This is a genomic window from Peptacetobacter hominis, from assembly GCF_006861675.1.
GTDB classification, from domain to species: Bacteria; Bacillota; Clostridia; order Peptostreptococcales; family Peptostreptococcaceae; genus Peptacetobacter; species Peptacetobacter hominis.
Genome location: NZ_SGJB01000012.1, coordinates 26342 through 39717, shown reverse-complemented (window position 1 = coordinate 39717; position 13376 = coordinate 26342). Strand labels below are relative to the sequence as shown.

Annotated in this window: 18 protein-coding genes and 1 other annotated feature; all 18 genes read right to left on the bottom strand. The window is 34.3% G+C overall.

Features of this window, described 5'->3' with window-relative positions; all coding sequences use genetic code 11:
* Window positions 1-61: 61 nt before the first annotated feature.
* Window positions 62-427, bottom strand: a complete 366-nt coding sequence (gene rplL, locus EXD82_RS07340; protein WP_142536270.1) for a 50S ribosomal protein L7/L12 — start codon at window positions 425-427, stop codon at window positions 62-64.
* A gap of 66 nt (window positions 428-493) precedes the next feature.
* Window positions 494-997 carry a 50S ribosomal protein L10 gene (gene rplJ / locus EXD82_RS07335; RefSeq protein WP_142536269.1) on the bottom strand — a complete coding sequence of 168 codons (504 nt, stop codon included), beginning with the start codon at window positions 995-997 and terminating at the stop codon, window positions 494-496.
* A 40-nt stretch (window positions 998-1037) separates the two neighbouring features.
* Window positions 1038-1161, bottom strand: a sequence feature (ribosomal protein L10 leader region).
* 53 nt (window positions 1162-1214) lie between these two features.
* Entirely contained in the window at window positions 1215-1913 is a 699-nt protein-coding gene (gene rplA, locus EXD82_RS07330) for a 50S ribosomal protein L1 (protein ID WP_142536268.1), read from the bottom strand.
* A gap of 105 nt (window positions 1914-2018) precedes the next feature.
* On the bottom strand, window positions 2019-2444 hold the full coding sequence (gene rplK / locus EXD82_RS07325; protein WP_142536267.1) for a 50S ribosomal protein L11: 426 nt from the start codon (window positions 2442-2444) through the stop codon (window positions 2019-2021).
* Window positions 2445-2459: 15 nt separating this feature from the next.
* Entirely contained in the window at window positions 2460-3002 is a 543-nt protein-coding gene (nusG, locus tag EXD82_RS07320) for a transcription termination/antitermination protein NusG (protein ID WP_142536266.1), read from the bottom strand.
* A gap of 18 nt (window positions 3003-3020) precedes the next feature.
* On the bottom strand, window positions 3021-3233 hold the full coding sequence (gene secE / locus EXD82_RS07315; RefSeq protein ID WP_142536265.1) for a preprotein translocase subunit SecE: 213 nt from the start codon (window positions 3231-3233) through the stop codon (window positions 3021-3023).
* Window positions 3234-3265: 32 nt separating this feature from the next.
* Complete coding sequence (rpmG, locus tag EXD82_RS07310; protein ID WP_006440482.1) at window positions 3266-3415, bottom strand: 50S ribosomal protein L33; 150 nt, start codon at window positions 3413-3415, stop codon at window positions 3266-3268.
* A 225-nt stretch (window positions 3416-3640) separates the two neighbouring features.
* A complete protein-coding gene (gene tuf, locus EXD82_RS07305; protein WP_142536264.1) occupies window positions 3641-4834 on the bottom strand; it encodes an elongation factor Tu in 1194 nt (397 codons plus the stop codon).
* 71 nt (window positions 4835-4905) lie between these two features.
* A complete protein-coding gene (gene sigH / locus EXD82_RS07300) occupies window positions 4906-5553 on the bottom strand; it encodes an RNA polymerase sporulation sigma factor SigH (RefSeq protein ID WP_142536263.1) in 648 nt (215 codons plus the stop codon).
* A 36-nt stretch (window positions 5554-5589) separates the two neighbouring features.
* Window positions 5590-6132, bottom strand: a complete 543-nt coding sequence (locus tag EXD82_RS07295) for an NYN domain-containing protein (protein WP_142536262.1) — start codon at window positions 6130-6132, stop codon at window positions 5590-5592.
* 2 nt (window positions 6133-6134) lie between these two features.
* Window positions 6135-6869 carry a 23S rRNA (guanosine(2251)-2'-O)-methyltransferase RlmB gene (rlmB, locus tag EXD82_RS07290; RefSeq protein ID WP_142536261.1) on the bottom strand — a complete coding sequence of 245 codons (735 nt, stop codon included), beginning with the start codon at window positions 6867-6869 and terminating at the stop codon, window positions 6135-6137.
* A gap of 15 nt (window positions 6870-6884) precedes the next feature.
* Complete coding sequence (gene thyX, locus EXD82_RS07285; protein WP_142536260.1) at window positions 6885-7643, bottom strand: FAD-dependent thymidylate synthase; 759 nt, start codon at window positions 7641-7643, stop codon at window positions 6885-6887.
* Between the two features lie 156 nt (window positions 7644-7799).
* Window positions 7800-8168 (bottom strand): hypothetical protein, encoded by a 369-nt coding sequence (locus EXD82_RS07280; RefSeq protein WP_142536259.1) that lies wholly within the window; start codon window positions 8166-8168, stop codon window positions 7800-7802.
* Between the two features lie 115 nt (window positions 8169-8283).
* Window positions 8284-9597 (bottom strand): ATP-binding protein, encoded by a 1314-nt coding sequence (locus EXD82_RS07275; RefSeq protein WP_142536258.1) that lies wholly within the window; start codon window positions 9595-9597, stop codon window positions 8284-8286.
* Window positions 9591-10307, bottom strand: coding sequence for a LytR/AlgR family response regulator transcription factor (locus tag EXD82_RS07270; protein WP_142536257.1), 717 nt, complete (start codon window positions 10305-10307; stop codon window positions 9591-9593). Before EXD82_RS07270 ends, EXD82_RS07275 begins: the two co-directional genes overlap by 7 nt.
* Window positions 10308-10426: 119 nt before the next feature.
* A complete protein-coding gene (locus tag EXD82_RS07265) occupies window positions 10427-10840 on the bottom strand; it encodes a Mini-ribonuclease 3 (protein WP_174919191.1) in 414 nt (137 codons plus the stop codon).
* Entirely contained in the window at window positions 10825-12219 is a 1395-nt protein-coding gene (gene cysS, locus EXD82_RS07260; RefSeq protein ID WP_142536256.1) for a cysteine--tRNA ligase, read from the bottom strand. The genes EXD82_RS07265 and cysS overlap by 16 nt, the downstream gene beginning before the upstream one ends.
* Window positions 12220-12384: 165 nt before the next feature.
* Window positions 12385-13299 (bottom strand): diacylglycerol/lipid kinase family protein, encoded by a 915-nt coding sequence (locus EXD82_RS07255; RefSeq protein ID WP_142536255.1) that lies wholly within the window; start codon window positions 13297-13299, stop codon window positions 12385-12387.
* Window positions 13300-13376: the final 77 nt, after the last annotated feature.

The window sequence follows — 13376 nt, the reverse complement described above, 5'->3', positions numbered from 1 at the left end:
ATTAAAAAGGGTGTTCTATTGAACACCCTATCTTGTCTGAATATCAAACTGTCAAATATAATTATTTAACTTCTACTTTTGCACCAGCAGCTTCAAGTTTTTCTTTTATCTGATCTGCTTCTTCTTTAGAAGCTCCTTCTTTAACTGCTTTTGGAGCGTTGTCAACTAATTCTTTAGCTTCTTTTAATCCTAATCCAGTTATTTCTCTAACAACTTTTATAACACCTATTTTTGATGAACCAGCATCTGCTAATACAACATCAAATTCAGTTTTTTCTTCAGCAGCAGCTCCACCAGCAGCTGCACCAGCAACCATAACTGGAGCTGAAGCAGAAACACCGAATTTTTCTTCTGCAGCTTCAACTAATTCATTTAATTCTAAAACTTTCATATTTTCTATAGCTTCTAATATCTGTTCTATTGTCATTTTAAGCACCTCCGAATTTTTTTCTTAAATTATTTTTAGTTTAATTTGTTCAGGTTCAGGCAGCTATTAAGCTTCTTCTTCCTGTTTCTTCTTTGCTATTGCATCTATTAAGTATACAAAGTTTGATACTGGAGCTTTTAAGCTTCCAAGTAGTTTTGCAATAAGCTCTTCTCTTGATGGTATGTTTGCAAGTTCCATAACTTTTGCTTCGTCATAGAATTCACCTTCAACTATACCCATTTTTAACTGCATTTTTGGATGAGTTTCTATGAATTTTTTAAGTATTCTAGCTGGAGCAACTGGATCATCGTATCCGAATGCTATAGCGTTAGTTCCTACTAGTAATTCATCGTTGAACTGCTCTATTCCAACTTCTTTAGCGGCTCTTCTTACTAAAGTATTTTTGTATACCTTATAATCAACACCTGCTTCTCTCATCACTTTTCTTAATTCTGTAACTTCAGCAACTGTTAATCCTTTGTAGTCAACTACAACTGCAGAAGAAGAATTTTTTAATTTTTCTACTATTTCAGAAACAACTAATGATTTAACTTCTAAAGCTTTTTTCATTAATATGGCACCTCCTTGTCAAAAGTTATATTTCATTCACCGTATAACTTAAAAAGCCTCTTTATCACAGACAAAGAGGCTTGAAGATTCGTTATATATCTAAAACCTCGGTGGGAATATTAAGCTTGCGCACCCACTGTCTACGGCAAATCTATTCATTTTTACATCAACATCTGATATATTATCACAGATACCTTACTGTGTCAACAGTTTTTTATTATTCAGCAACTCTTGCAGGGTTAACTTTAACTCCAGGTCCCATTGATGAAGCAACAGTTATGCTTCTTAGGTACTGTCCTTTTGCTGCAGATGGCTTAGCTTTTATTATAGCTTCCATTAATACTGCAAAGTTTTCAGCAAGTTTTTCTCCACCGAAAGAAACTTTACCTACTGGAACGTGTATTATGTTAGTTTTGTCAAGTCTGTACTCAACTTTACCTGCTTTTATTTCGTTAACAGCTTTTGTTACGTCGAAAGTAACAGTTCCTGATTTAGGGTTTGGCATTAATCCTTTTGGTCCTAATACTCTACCTAATCTACCAACTACACCCATCATATCTGGAGTAGCAACAACTATATCAAATTCAAACCAGTTTTCACCCTGTATTTTCTGAACTAGCTCTTCAGCACCTACGAAATCTGCTCCTGCAGCTTCAGCTTCTTTAGCTTTTTCTCCTTTAGCGAAAACAAGAACTCTCTTAGTTTTACCAGTACCGTGTGGTAGTACAACAGCACCTCTAACCTGCTGGTCAGCGTGTCTTGAGTCAACACCTAATCTTATGTGTGCCTCAACTGTTTCATCAAATTTAGCTTCTGCTACTTCACATACTAGTGAAAGAGCCTGAGAAGCATCGTATAAATTAGTTCTGTCTATTTTGCTTAATGCGTTTGTGTATCTTTTACCTTTTTTAGCCATTATTAATTTCCTCCTCGTGGTAATTTCGGTTTTTTAGACCTCCCACTTTATATAAAACAAAGTGTTCTATTTCTTATTAATTAGTTTAAAATATGTGGCTGTTGATTAGTCAACAACTTCTACACCCATACTTCTAGCTGTACCAGCTATCATGCTCATAGCAGCTTCTACGCTTGCAGCGTTTAAGTCAGGCATTTTTAATTCAGCTATTTCTTTAACCTGTGCTTTTGTTATTTTAGCAACTTTCTTCTTGTTTGGTTCTCCAGAAGCTGATTTTAGATTACAAGCTTTCTTTATAAGAACTGCTGCTGGTGGAGTTTTAGTTATGAAACTGAAAGATCTATCCTGATATACTGTTATAACAACTGGTATTATCATTCCAGCCTGATCTGCAGTTTTTGCGTTAAACTCCTTAGTGAATCCCATTATATTTACACCATGCTGTCCTAAAGCTGGACCAACTGGTGGTGCTGGTGTAGCTTTTCCAGCAGGTATCTGTAATTTTATCTGACCTATAACTTTTTTAGCCATTTAAAGTGCACCTCCCTATAATTTCTCTATACTTTCAATCCCTATTGTTACCGGGGACTTTCTACCGAATATTTCTGTTAATATTTTTGCTTCTCTTTTTTCTTTATTTACCTCTTCTACAGTTCCTACACTGTCTGCAAAAGAGCCTCTTATGATTTTAACAACGTCGCCAGGTTCAAGATCCACGTCGCCACTTACGATATTATTTTCAGGAAGCTCTATTCCCATAGCAGCAACCTCTGCTTCGCTTAGTGGTACAGGTTTTGATCCAGGACCAACGAATCCGGTAACTCCTTTTGTGTTTCTTACTACGTACCATGATTCATCTGTTATAATCATTTTTATTAATACATAACTTGGATAAACTTTACGCTGTCTTACTTTTTCTTTTCCAGTTGAAGTAGTCTCAACTACATCTTCAGTAGGCACTATAACCTGAGTTATGATATTTTCCATACCTCTTGTTACAACAGCCTTTTCTATTGTAGCTTTAACTTTGTTCTCGTGTCCTGAATATGTATGAACAACGTACCATTTTGGTTCCTGTACTTCTGACATAATCTAGTCTCCTTTACTTTACTTTACCAGTAAGGCAAGTCCACCTGATAAAAGTGTGTCTATACCCCAAACCGCTAAAGTAGAAAATATAACCACGGTTAAAACCACACCTGTGTTTCTGAAAAGTTCTTTTCCAGTTGGCCATGTTACCCTTCCAAGCTCAGCTTTTGTCTCTTTAAGGTAACCTATCAGACCTATTCTTTTCTTTTTAGTCTGCTTTTCGTCTGACATAGCTTTCACCCCTTTAAAGCAACACTAAATTATTACTTAGTTTCTTTGTGTAGAGTGTGCTTTTTGCAGAATTTGCAGTATTTCTTTAATTCTATTCTGTCTGGATTGTTTTTCTTATTTTTAGTAGTATTGTAGTTTCTCTGTTTGCACTCTGTACATGCTAAAGTAACTTTTACTCTCATTTAATACACCTCACTTTGATAGTTTTATATATATTGAATATAATATTTCGATGTTGCTGAAATATTATTACCTTCCATAAACATTACTCTGTATAAATTACCACAAAGCTACCGTATATGTCAATGTTTTTGTTTTTGATTTTTTGTTTTTGACTTTTCAAAAATCTCTTTGTGCAAAAAAGAGAGACCTATAAAAGGTCTCTCTAATATATAAACTTCAAGTTATTATTCTATTATAGATGCAACAACTCCAGAAGCTACTGTTCTTCCACCTTCTCTTATGGCGAATCTTAATCCTTCCTCTACACATATAGAGTTTATTAAGTCAACTTCTATTGTTACGTTGTCTCCTGGCATTACCATTTCTATTCCTTCTGGTAATTTACATTCTCCTGTTACGTCTGTTGTTCTGAAGTAGAACTGTGGTCTGTATCCATCGAAGAATGGAGTGTGTCTTCCTCCCTCTTCTTTCTTAAGAACGTATATCTCAGCTGTGAACTTAGTGTGTGCGTTTACTGTTCCCGGCTTAGCTAATACCTGTCCTCTTTCTATTTCGTTTCTCTGTACACCTCTTAGAAGTGCTCCTATGTTGTCTCCTGCTTCTGCCTGATCTAGTAGTTTTCTGAACATCTCTACTCCTGTTACTACTACTTTTCTTGGCTCGTCTGAAAGTCCTACTAGTTCAACTTCGTCCTGTACTTTTAGTACTCCTCTTTCAACTCTTCCTGTTGCAACTGTTCCTCTACCTGTTATAGAGAATACGTCCTCTACTGGCATTAGGAAGTCTTTGTCTACATCTCTCTCTGGAGCTGGTATGTATTCGTCTATCATTTCGAAGAATTCTACTATTTTATCTCCCCACTCGCTTGATGGATCTTCTAATGCTTTTAATGCTGATCCTCTTACTATTGGAGTGTCATCTCCTGGGAATTCATACTCGTTTAATAATTCTCTTACTTCCATTTCAACTAATTCAAGAAGCTCTTCGTCGTCTACCATATCACATTTGTTTAGGAATACTACTATGTATGGTACACCAACCTGTCTTGATAGAAGTATGTGCTCTCTTGTCTGTGGCATTGGTCCATCTGTTGCTGATACAACTAGTATCGCACCGTCCATCTGAGCTGCTCCTGTTATCATGTTCTTAACGTAGTCTGCGTGTCCTGGGCAGTCAACGTGTGCGTAGTGTCTGTTTGGAGTTTCGTACTCAACGTGTGCTGTTGATATTGTGATTCCTCTTTCTCTCTCTTCTGGTGCTTTATCTATGTTAGCGAAGTCTACTGCTTCTCCTAACTGATATCTGTCGAATAATGTTTTTGTTATTGCTGCTGTTAATGTAGTTTTACCGTGGTCAACGTGTCCTATAGTACCTATATTAACATGAGGTTTATTTCTTTCAAATTTAGCTTTTGCCATTTTAAAATCCTCCCTGAGTAATATTATTTATTTTATTGCATAGCAATATGTCTATGACTTGTATTTTACTATTAATCATTTACATTTTCAAGATGTTTCTCTAATTTTTTCTTGACTCTCTGAAGCGCATTGTCTATTGATTTGACATCTCTGCCTATTCTTTCCGCGATTTCCTGATATGATTTTCCATTGAGATATAATGTAAGCACTTCCTGCTCCAGTTTGCTGAGAAGTTCATTTATTTTCTTCTCAATATCTTTTATCTCTTCTTTACTTATAATAAGTTCTTCCGGATTGCTTACCATACTCGCCGTTATTATATCAAGAAGTGTTCTTTCGGACTCCTCATCATATATAGGCTTGCTTAGGGATACATAGTTGTTTAGAGGTATATGTTTCTGTCTCGTAGCTGTCTTTATTGCTGTTATTATCTGTCTGGTTATACATATCTCCGCAAAACTTCTGAATGAACTTGTCTTGCTCTCATCAAAATCTCTGATGGCCTTGAAAAGACCTATCATACCCTCCTGTATAATATCCTCTCTGTCAGCTCCGACAAGAAAATACATTCTGGATTTTGATTTTACAAAATTTTTGTATCTTATCATAAGTTCCTCGAGAGCCTCATAGTTTCCCCGCTGAGCCTGCTTTATAAGTTCCACTTCCTCAGCATAACTTTCATAAATAGTTTTTTCCTTTTTCCCGTCTGCAGATTCCATTAATTTTCCCCCTCTAAAATAACACAGTACCCGAATTTATTTTCTTCTTATACTTTCAAGCTTGTTGAAAGTATCTTCATCTATATGATCTATAATCGAGTTTCTCTGCACCGTTTTTCCATGTGTGGATTTTTTTCTTCCGATTTTTTCCTTTGCCTGCATAACATCCAGATACATTTCTCTTGCAGATACTCTCGATCCACCTTTTCCAAGAACAATCTGCTGTTCAGCAAAATCACTGGTTGCAACCCTTATCTCAGTATTGTGTCTATCATCAAGTTCTGCTATATATTTTTCTATATAACTGTCTGCTGTCTGATTTTCCCTTGTATACACAATCGAGACTGTATCACTTCTTTTTTCTGTACTTCCAGATGAATTTTTTACATTATATGCATCAAATACTATAACCGTTTTTTCCCCTGTATATTTTGAATACTCTATCATATAGTCAATAAGTTTTTCTCTTGATGTTTCCAGATCATCCTTTGAAATTCTGGCCAGCTCTTCCCAGCCATTTATTATATTGTACCCATCTACAATCAGTATTTTTTTCTTTTTTGCTTTTCTAAGTTTCATAATTATTTCCCAGACAATCTCTGTCTGAATACTTCATAAAGAAGTATCCCTCCTGCAACCGATGCATTAAGAGATGTTACATTTCCTATCATCGGCATACTTACAACAAAATCACAGTTCTGTTTTACAAGTCTTGATATACCAAATCCCTCACTTCCTATAACCACACCTATAGGGCCTGTAAGATTCTGTCTGTAGAATGTTTCTCCGTCCATATCGGCAGCTGCTATCCAAAGCCCCTCATCTTTAAGCATTTTGATTGTATTGACTATATTTGTCACCTTGCAGACAGGAACATACTCGACAGCTCCGGCAGATGCTTTTGCAACAACCGGCGTTATATCAACAGATCTTCTCTTTGGTATAACAACCGCATGAGCACCTACTGCATCTGCTGTTCTTATTATAGAACCTAAATTGTGAGGATCTGTTATTTCATCAAGTATTATTATAAAAGGTTCCTCTCCCTTTGCCTTTACATTTGCCACTATTTCTTCTATATCGTAATACTTATAATCTCCTATACATGCTATTACCCCCTGATGTGAATGACTCTGCGCCATTTCATCAAGCTTATGTCTATCAACATACTGTATTACTATTTTATTTTCTTTTGCCATTGCAATTATTTTCTTTATAGAACCTTCTTTTGCAGAATTGGATACCATTATCTTATCTATATGTTTTCCGCTTTTTATACATTCTATAACGGGATTTCTACCCTCAACTACTGCCATTTCAGCACCTCTTTTCTATAAATTTTTGAATTTTTCTCTTATCTCTGTTATTTTCCCGCAAGTCATATTTCCTTCTGGACATGTCCCTTTTATACATTTTGGCCCGCATCCTGAGAACATTATAGGAGCTACTTTTTTGACTTCCGCAAGCATCCGTACTGCAAGTTCTCTTATCTCCCACTGAGCTCTTTCACAGCATCTGTGGTGGAAGAAATTGTATAGACTTCTTGTATTCATAGTCATAACTATCTTTGTCTCACATGCGTTAGGGAATACATATCTCGCATCCTCTATAGCTTTTTTCTCTGCAAGTCTTTTGGCCTCTTTTTCAGATTTACCAGCTTTTGTAAATTCTTCAAAATGTTTCTTTGAAAGGATATCAACTATTCTATCGTAGTCTTTCTGATCTCTTTCCATAGCCTCTATGAATATTTTCTTTGCCTCTTCACATTTTTCTATCTCCGGAGGAAGTATATACTCGAACTGATCAAGCTTTACATATCTCTGAGACTGCTGAGAATAGCTCGCTATTCTGTGTCTCACTATCTGATGTGAACATGCTCTTGATATTCCCTCCACAGCAAATGTAAATGATACATGCTCAAGAGGCGATTCATGCCCTATATCTGTAAGCATTTTAAGGAAGTTCTGTATTTTTTCTTCTGTCAGATTCTCCTCTATTCCATCTACTCCTACCTTTGAGTAGCAAAGTTTTGCCGCCATTGATACTACCTTTTCAGGCTCTGGCGTATATGCTATTAATTTTACTTTCATTTCATCAACTCATTTCTTTTTATATGTATAATTGTCCATTTTTTATTATATCATATAGACAAAAATAAGGATACCACAGCAGCGGTATCCTTATTCAAAACAGCTATATATTCTATAGTTTTTTATCAGTAAATTTTTGCAACCTTATCAGTTTCACTATTTTTCATCATGTGGAGTGAAAAAATACCTTATACCTACAGCCAACACAGCAAATACAACAGCCACTATCAGCATAGACACCCATGTATTTGTTATCAATGCAATTCCTATACCAAGTATTACATATGAATTTACGTCTCCATGTTGATTTATGCTGTAGTAAAATGGTAAATTCATCTTCCGCTCCATAAAGGTATATATTACACCAAGTATAATAAAAATCAACCCCGTATATAGAGTGATTTTATTATCCACATTAACATTTCCAGATATATTAATCATATACTTTCCAAGGTAGACGAATATTGTTACGCCTATCAGTATTAATCCACATCTGTATGAATATTTTTTTCTTTCGTCTAGCATAAATCATCACCCTTTCTGTAATCAGCTGATTCTTTATACTTACAAAATATCACTATTTCCAGGTATTCTCAATACATTTACCCCAACTGGGCATCTTAGCTACCCAACTGGACAATTAACATAAAGGTATGTATATAAGCATCCTGAAAATATCTTCATCAGAAATAATTTCCACATTTCCATCGTAATTTTCCACAGAACTCTTTATACTGTGTATTCCTATTCCATGTACAAAAGAATCTTTTTTATCTGTAACCAATCTTCCTCCGATAGATTTGATGTTATTTACCTTTGTATTTTCACACCTGATAACAAACATCTTTTTTACGGTTGTTCCTCTAAGCACTATCTTTCTTTTTTTATCTTTATAATCTATTTTCATACACGCCTCTATCGCATTATCGAGCATATTTGAAAATATACTGCATACGTCCGCTGAATCAATAAAATCACAGTTAGAAAAATTTATATCTATAATTATATCTATATTATTTTTATCACATATATCTTTCTTTTCCTTCAAGATAATGTCCAGTATCATATTTCCACTATCTATCGTATATCTACAATCTTCTATCTTTTTCTTTATATCCCGAATATATCTATTTGCCTGCTCATTTTCACCGTATATATTCTGAATACACATTATATGGTTGTTCATATCGTGATACAGCCTTTTTATTTTATCCTGTGATTCCTTCATACTTAGATAGTATTTATGTTGAGCGTTTATCTTTTCCTTTATTATCTCGTACTCGCTTCTAATCTTTTCCTCTTTCATTATTCTCGCTATAATTCCCATTAAAGCTACATTTGAAAATAGAAACGCAGTCGATATAGTCAGTGTGAAAATCTGATCCAGGCTGTTTATATTTCTATCTTTTAGAATATATCCAAAAATAAATGTTATACCTGCTACATTTGCGACTATTGGAATACTCAATAGTAGAAAGTCTTTTTTCCGGATTGAAATATCTATTTTAAGTGTTTTGACTATAGGAGACAGTAATATTAGAAACGGTTTAGAAATGACCATTATCTCCAGATTATAAAAAATATCCGTATTTAAAACCGACATATCTCGTATATCATTTATAAATACAACTATACCAGTTCCTGCAATATCAAGTCCAACTGCCATCACCCAATACAACAGACTTATAAAAATACATTCTAACTTTGGCGTCCTGTAGTTAATTGAATAGATTATCAAACCCATCAATATATACGCTGCAAGATTTATATTTATATCTCTGCTTATATTCTTAATAAAAACAGATATACAAACTGAAAATAAAACACTTATATTTAACAATGTTTTGCTTCTTTTTCTTTCACTTATTCCATCTATCAAAAATCCAAATACCGTCCACTCTATAGCCGTAGCAATAATACACCGTACAATCCAAAATATATTATTCTCTAACATATAACATCACCTAACATTATCGTGATCTTTTTCTTTAGATTTGATATTCGGTATTTGCTTACAGGTATCTGATAATCTCCTATAAATACGGTATTTCCTTTTATTGTATCTATATACTCAAGATTTACCAGATAACTTTTGTGGCATCTATAAAAATTATACTTTTCCAGTTCCTTTTCCATCCTGTCCAGACTATTTTTGCTATGATAGATATTTTCCTGTGTATATATACTCAAATCCTTTTTTATAACATCGATGTACATTATATCTTTTATCAGTACTTTGTGTATAATGCCTTTATTTTCTATAATTATATAGTTTTCTCTTCTACTTCTTATGTCCGATATGCAGCTGAATAGATGTTTTTTCAGTTCCTCGTATTCCAGTGGCTTCAGTAGATATCTATATGCTCTAACTATATATCCATCCTGAATATAATTTATTAAAGAAGTTATAAATATTATCTCAGATGAATCGCTTTTAGACCTTATATTTTTCGCAAGTTCCATACCATCGATTCCATCCATTTGAATATCCAGAAGAAATATATCAACGCTTTTAAATTCAATATCAGATGACAGAATTTCATCACCCGATTCAAATTCCATAAGCTCTATTTCCGCGTTGATTTCTTTAAATATCTTTATCACATAATCGCTGAGAATTTTTCTATGTATATCCTCATCTTCGCATATAACAACTCTAAACATACAGCACTACCTCCACCATAAAATAAAAATGTCCTTACTTATGTTTAGTTTTATTATAACCTATCGATATTATTTCCTCAAAACAAAAAGGCGCCAACCTTGCGATTGGCACCCATAGATTACATTTCTGATTCAATTATACCTATACCCCTGCTTATAATCTCCTCTAATCTATCTATCTGTTTATCCAGATAAAGATAACCTATAAGAGCCTCAAAGCCTGTAGCATATCTATAATCCACTATATCCATATTCTTTGGAGCAGTATTTGATTTCTGATTTCTACCCCTTTTGAATATTCTCATCTCTTCTTCTGTAAGATCACTTTCTATTGCATGTATAACACTCGCCTGAGCTTTTGCATTTACATACTTTATAGCCTGTTTGTGAAGAGAGTTTACTCTCTCATGGCAGCATCTGTTTATCAGATACTCTCTTATATATGATTCGTAAACCGTGTCACCAAGGTAGGCAAGTACCAGTGGAGACATGGTTATAAGTTCACTTTTTTCCATTTTTACACTCTTTTCCATTTTACACCCTGTCTTGTATCTTCAAGTACTATTCCCATATCAAGAAGCTGCTGTCTTATAGCATCAGCTTTTGCGAAGTCCTTGTTCTTTTTAGCCTCTGTTCTCTGAGCTATTAACTCTTCAACTTCAGCATCTACAGAGTCATTTCTCTTTTTGCTTACTATATTAAGAACTCCTGTAAGCTCTACAAACTCGTCAAGGCATTTCTGTGCAAATTCTTTTGATGAGTTTTCATCTACATTAAGGTTTATAAATTTAGCAAGCTCAAATATAGCTGTTACTGCATCTGCTGTATTTAAGTCGTCGTCCATAACCTCTATAAATCTGTCTCTGAATCCATCTAATTCAGGTATAAGTTTTTTCTCATCTTCAGTCATTTCACCAGTTAAATGCTCAAGAGTGAATTCAAGTTTTTCTTTTGTATTGTAAAGTCTATCAAGACCAGCTCCAGCCTGCATTAATAGTTCGTCACTGAAGTTTACAGGGTTTCTGTACTGAGCTGATAGAAGGAAGAATCTCACTATTTCAAGATCGTATTTTTCTGATATATCTCTTACAGTGAAGAAGTTTCCTTTTGATTTACTCATCTTCTCGTTGTTTACGTTTATATATCCATTGTGCATCCAGTAGTTTGCAAATTTCTTTCCACTTCTGGCTTCACTCTGTGCTATTTCGTTTTCGTGGTGAGGGAATGTAAGGTCTATACCACCGGCGTGTATATCTATGCTCTCACCAAGGTATCTCTTAGACATTACAGAACACTCTATATGCCATCCAGGTCTACCTTCTCCCCATGGACTCTGCCATCCAGGTTCTCCTTCTTTTTTGGCTTTCCATAAAACGAAATCCATCGGATGTTTTTTCTGCTCGTTTACTTCTATTCTTGCACCTGCTTCAAGATCATCTATGTTCTGTCCAGAAAGTTTTCCGTATCCCTCGAATTTTCTTGTATCGAAATAAACATCTCCGTTTACTGCATAAGCATATCCCTTATCTTCAAGTTCTTTTATGAACTCTATTATCTGCTCTATATTGTCAGTAACCTGAGGATGTACTGTAGCTCTCTTTATTCCAAGTCCGTCACAGTCTACAAAGTACTCTTTTATGTATTTCTGTGCAACTTCTTCAGGAGTTATTCCCTCTTCGTGACTTCTTTTTATTATCTTGTCGTCAACATCTGTGAAGTTCTGTACATATGTTACGTCGTACCCTCTGTATTCAAGATATCTTCTTAATGTATCGAATATTATAAAAGGTCTTGCATTACCTATATGTATATAGTTGTACACTGTAGGCCCGCAGACATACATTTTTACCTTTCCTTCTTCAAGAGGTACAAATTCCTCTTTCTGCTTTGTAAGTGTATTATATACCTTCATTTCTCACACCTCCATAAAATAATAATTTCAGCTGTAGTTATTTGTAAATTACAATAAGTTATATATTTATATTATAATGTATAATCGTCAAATTTTACAGATATAACATGTATATTAATCTTATTATAGCCATTTATTGATACTTTCTAACACTTTTATGACTGATTATTTTGGAATTATAAATTTCATTGCATTTTTTATTATATCAAATTCAATTTCTCGGATTTTTTCAAGTTCTCCATCAAAACACACAGTTAAATCACTTTTTTCGGATTTTATACTTATATGTTTTTCCTTTCTATATATGATAAGATCCTTTGCTTCATCAAGCTCCAGATGAACTCCTTTTTTATAGCTTGAAAACAACTTTATAAATCTCATTCTTGAACAGGTTTTAATTATACTGAGATCTATTAATCCGTCGTCAACCAGAGCTCTCGGAACTCCTTTAATTCCTCCACCACAATACATTCCATTTGCAACGGTTGCCATAAGAAGTTTCCCCTCATATACATCATTGGTTCTGTCTGTTACTATAGAAAGATTAGCTCCCTTTTTCTTTATAAGGGTCGATATTATCCCTAGCATATATGCAAAACTTCCATGCACAAAAGGAATTCTCTTCATATATGCAGTCGCTTCTACTACATTGCTGTCAAACCCTATGTTACACATATTGACAAAATATCCATTATTTTTATCTGATGTATATTTTATAAGGTCGCAGTCTATACTTTCTCCATCAAGCTGAGACTTTATATCTCTGAAAATATTCGCTTCTCCAAAATTTCTTATAAAGTCATTTCCACTTCCCATAGGTATACATCCTATTTCAACATTGTGATATCCGTATGCACCATTTACAACCTCATTTAATGTTCCGTCCCCTCCACACGCGTATATTCTGAGTTTTTCGGTGCTTTCCCTGCATACTTTTTCTGTATAATATTTTGCATCCAGTACGTTTTTTGTCGTATATATCTCTATATTATGTGTATTTTTCATAGAGTTTATTTCTTCTATCAATTTTGGGGCAAGTCCTCTCCCCGCTTTCGGATTTATTATAAATATATTTCTCATGGTTTTATTCTACAGTATGATATATATTATTCCAATACTGCTTTTTCATCTTTAAATGAAAAAAGAGCTACCGTATA

What these genes read in the sequence shown, in the direction of transcription:
- EXD82_RS07275 (WP_142536258.1), bottom strand. Translation starts at nt 9,597, where the DNA reads ATGTTAGAGAATAATATATTTTGGATTGTACGGTGTATTATTGCTACG.
- EXD82_RS07270 (WP_142536257.1), bottom strand. Translation starts at nt 10,307, where the DNA reads ATGTTTAGAGTTGTTATATGCGAAGATGAGGATATACATAGAAAAATT.
- tuf (WP_142536264.1), bottom strand. Translation starts at nt 4,834, where the DNA reads ATGGCAAAAGCTAAATTTGAAAGAAATAAACCTCATGTTAATATAGGT.
- sigH (WP_142536263.1), bottom strand. Translation starts at nt 5,553, where the DNA reads ATGGAATCTGCAGACGGGAAAAAGGAAAAAACTATTTATGAAAGTTAT.
- EXD82_RS07280 (WP_142536259.1), bottom strand. Translation starts at nt 8,168, where the DNA reads ATGCTAGACGAAAGAAAAAAATATTCATACAGATGTGGATTAATACTG.
- thyX (WP_142536260.1), bottom strand. Translation starts at nt 7,643, where the DNA reads ATGAAAGTAAAATTAATAGCATATACGCCAGAGCCTGAAAAGGTAGTA.
- rlmB (WP_142536261.1), bottom strand. Translation starts at nt 6,869, where the DNA reads ATGGCAGTAGTTGAGGGTAGAAATCCCGTTATAGAATGTATAAAAAGC.
- nusG (WP_142536266.1), bottom strand. Translation starts at nt 3,002, where the DNA reads ATGTCAGAAGTACAGGAACCAAAATGGTACGTTGTTCATACATATTCA.
- EXD82_RS07295 (WP_142536262.1), bottom strand. Translation starts at nt 6,132, where the DNA reads ATGAAACTTAGAAAAGCAAAAAAGAAAAAAATACTGATTGTAGATGGG.
- EXD82_RS07265 (WP_174919191.1), bottom strand. Translation starts at nt 10,840, where the DNA reads ATGGAAAAGAGTGTAAAAATGGAAAAAAGTGAACTTATAACCATGTCT.
- secE (WP_142536265.1), bottom strand. Translation starts at nt 3,233, where the DNA reads ATGTCAGACGAAAAGCAGACTAAAAAGAAAAGAATAGGTCTGATAGGT.
- rplA (WP_142536268.1), bottom strand. Translation starts at nt 1,913, where the DNA reads ATGGCTAAAAAAGGTAAAAGATACACAAACGCATTAAGCAAAATAGAC.
- EXD82_RS07255 (WP_142536255.1), bottom strand. Translation starts at nt 13,299, where the DNA reads ATGAGAAATATATTTATAATAAATCCGAAAGCGGGGAGAGGACTTGCC.
- rplL (WP_142536270.1), bottom strand. Translation starts at nt 427, where the DNA reads ATGACAATAGAACAGATATTAGAAGCTATAGAAAATATGAAAGTTTTA.
- rplJ (WP_142536269.1), bottom strand. Translation starts at nt 997, where the DNA reads ATGAAAAAAGCTTTAGAAGTTAAATCATTAGTTGTTTCTGAAATAGTA.
- cysS (WP_142536256.1), bottom strand. Translation starts at nt 12,219, where the DNA reads ATGAAGGTATATAATACACTTACAAAGCAGAAAGAGGAATTTGTACCT.
- rpmG (WP_006440482.1), bottom strand. Translation starts at nt 3,415, where the DNA reads ATGAGAGTAAAAGTTACTTTAGCATGTACAGAGTGCAAACAGAGAAAC.
- rplK (WP_142536267.1), bottom strand. Translation starts at nt 2,444, where the DNA reads ATGGCTAAAAAAGTTATAGGTCAGATAAAATTACAGATACCTGCTGGA.